This is a genomic window from Micromonospora sp. MH33 (genome assembly GCF_003013775.1).
GTDB classification, from domain to species: Bacteria; Actinomycetota; Actinomycetes; order Mycobacteriales; family Micromonosporaceae; genus Micromonospora; species Micromonospora fulviviridis.
The window spans coordinates 1-3,096 of sequence record NZ_MUYZ01000487.1 but is presented as its reverse complement, the minus strand read 5'-3'; the positions used below and the strand labels follow the sequence as shown (position 1 = coordinate 3,096).

Genomic DNA, 3,096 nt, shown 5'->3' with positions numbered 1-3,096 from the left:
GCTGCGCGACCTGGTCCGTCCCGCCCGCCGGCGGGCCGCGGCCCGCGCCGGCGCCGACCTCTCCCTGGCCGAACGGCTCGCGGCGCTCAGCCCCGCCGCCCGGCACGGCCACCTCCTCGACCTGGTCACCGGCAGCGTGGCGGCGGTGCTCGGGCACCGCTCCGCCGACGGCGTCGACCCGCAGCGGCCGTTCAAGGAACTCGGCTTCGACTCGCTGACCTCGGTGGAGCTGCGCAACCGGCTCGCCACGGCCACCGGGCTGCGGCTGCCCGCCACCGTCGCCTTCGACCACCCCACCCCGGTCGTGCTCGCCGACCACCTCGACCGGGAGATCGGCGGCCGGTCCGCCCCGGCCGCCGGGCCGGCCGCCGCCCCGGCCGCCGGCATCGACGAACCGATCGCCATCGTCGGCATGGCCTGCCGCTTCCCCGGCGACGTGCGCACCCCGGAAGACCTGTGGGACCTGGTCACCGCGGGCGCCGACGTCATCGCCCCGTTCCCCACCGACCGGGGCTGGGACCTGGCGGGCCCGCTCGGCGACACCGAGGGCACCCCCCGGCACGGCGGCTTCCTCTACGACGCCGCCGACTTCGACGCCGCCTTCTTCGGCATCAACCCCCGCGAGGCGCTCGCCATGGACCCCCAGCAGCGGCTGCTGCTGGAGACCTCGTGGGAGGCGTTCGAACGGGCCGGCATCGACCCGCTCACCGCCCGCGGCAGCAGCACCGGCGTCTACGTCGGCCTGATCTACCACGACTACGCGGGCAAGGCGCTCGGCACCTCCGACGAGCTCGACGGGTACCTGGGCAACGGCAGCGCCGGCAGCGTCGCCTCCGGCCGCATCTCCTACCTGTTCGGCCTCGAAGGCCCGGCCGTCACCGTCGACACCGCGTGCTCCTCGTCGCTGGTGGCCCTGCACCTGGCCGCCCAGGCGTTGCGCCAGGGGGAGTGCGGGCTCGCCCTCGCCGGCGGCGTCAGCGTCATGTCCACCCCCGGCATGCTCGCCGAGTTCGCCCGCCAGCGCGGCCTGTCACCCGACGGCCGGTGCAAGGCGTTCGGCGCGGGCGCCGACGGCACCGGCTTCGCCGAGGGCGTCGGCATGCTGCTGCTGGAACGCCTCTCCGACGCCCGCCGCAACGGCCGCCGGATCCTCGCCGTGCTGCGCGGCAGCGCGGTCAACCAGGACGGCGCCAGCAGCGGCCTCACCGCCCCCAACGGCCCCGCCCAGCAGCGGGTCATCCGCCAGGCCCTCGCGCACGCGCGGCTGTCCCCGTCCGACGTGGACGCGGTCGAGGCCCACGGCACCGGCACCGCCCTCGGCGACCCCATCGAGGCGCAGGCGCTGCTGGCCACCTACGGGCAGGACCGCCCCGCCGACCGGCCGCTGCTGCTCGGCTCGATCAAGTCGAACATCGGCCACGCCCAGGCCGCCGCCGGCGTCGCCGGGGTGATCAAGATGGTCCTCGCCATGCGGCACGGCCGGCTCCCGGCCACCCTGCACGTCGACCAGCCGTCCCCGCACATCGACTGGACCGCCGGCGCGGTCGCCCTGCTCGCCGACGCCCGGCCCTGGCCCGCCGTGGACCGGCCCCGCCGCGCCGCCGTCTCCTCGTTCGGCATCAGCGGCACCAACGTGCACGCCATCCTGGAGCAGGCCCCCGAGCCGGTCGCCGCGCCGGCCGCGCCGGCCCTGGTCCCCGGTGACCTCAGCACGCCCTGCGTCCTCTCCGGCCGCACCCCGGACGCCCTGCGCGCGCAGGCCCGCCGGCTGGGCGCCTGGCTGGCGGAGCACCCGGACGTCCCGCTGCCCGACCTCGGCCACGCCCTGGCCACCGGCCGCGCCGCGTTCGAGCACCGGGCCGTGCTGCTGCCCCGCGACCGGCAGAGCCTCCTCGCCGGGCTGGCCGCCGTCGCCGACAACCAGCCATCGTCCATCGTGGTCGGTGGCGCCGCCCGGGGTGGCCGACTGGCCGTGCTCTTCTCCGGGCAGGGCGCGCAGCGCCCCGGCATGGGCCGCGAGGCGTACGGGGCCTTCCCGGCCTTCGCCGCCGCGCTGGACGAGGTCTGCGGCCACCTCGACCCGCTGCTGCCGCAGCCGCTCAGGCCGGTGCTGTTCGCCACCGAAGGTTCCCCCGAGGCGGCGCTGCTGGACCGGACGGAGTTCACCCAAGCCGGCCTCTTCGCCGTCGAGGTGGCGCTGTTCCGCCTGGTCGAGTCGTTCGGCGTGGTACCCGACCTGGTCGGCGGGCACTCCGTCGGCGAGATCACCGCCGCGTACGTGGCCGGGGTCCTCTCCCTGCCCGACGCCTGCGCCCTGGTCGCGGCACGTGGCCGGCTCATGCAGGCCCTGCCGGCCGGCGGTGGGATGCTCGCCGTCGCCGCGCCCGAGCACGAGGTGGCCGCCTCCATCGCCGGGCTGGCCGACCGGGTCGGCATCGCGGCCGTCAACGGCCCGTCGGCCGTGGTCGTCTCCGGGGCGCTCGACGCCCTCGACGAGATCGACCGGGCCTGGAGCGAGCGGGGTGTGCGCAGCCGGCGGCTGCGGGTCAGCCACGCCTTCCACAGCCCGCTCATGGCGCCGATGCTCGACGAGTTCCGCACCGTCCTCGACGGCCTCACCTTCACCGCCCCGCGGCTGCCGGTCGTGTCGAACCTGACCGGCGGGGCCGCCGACGCGGCCGACCTCTGCGACCCCGGGTACTGGGTGCGGCACGTCCGCGAGGCCGTCCGCTTCGCCGACGGGATCGCCTACCTGCGGGGGCGCAACGTCGGCACCTACCTGGAGGTCGGGCCCGACGGGGTGCTGTCCGGAATGATCCAGGACTGCCTCGCCGACACCGCCCCGGCCGTGGTGGTGCCGACCCTGCGCAAGGGGCGCACCGAGACGTCCGCGCTGCTCGGGGCGCTCGCCGAGGCGTACGTCGGCGGGGTGCCCGTCGACTGGGCGCCGCTGACCGGCGGCGGCGCGCCGCTCGACCTGCCCACGTACCCGTTCCAGCGGCAGCGGTTCTGGCCCGACGCCGCGAGCTGGCGGGCCGGGGACGTGTCCGGCGCCGGGCTGGCCGCCGCCGGCCACCCGCTGCTCGGCGCGGCCGT

General features: G+C 77.2%; 1 protein-coding gene. It reads left to right on the top strand.

What is annotated here, in order from left to right; translation table 11 throughout:
* Positions 1–3,096: type I polyketide synthase (locus B0E53_RS34795; protein WP_146167910.1), on the top strand; the 3,096-nt coding region annotated here is incomplete at both ends.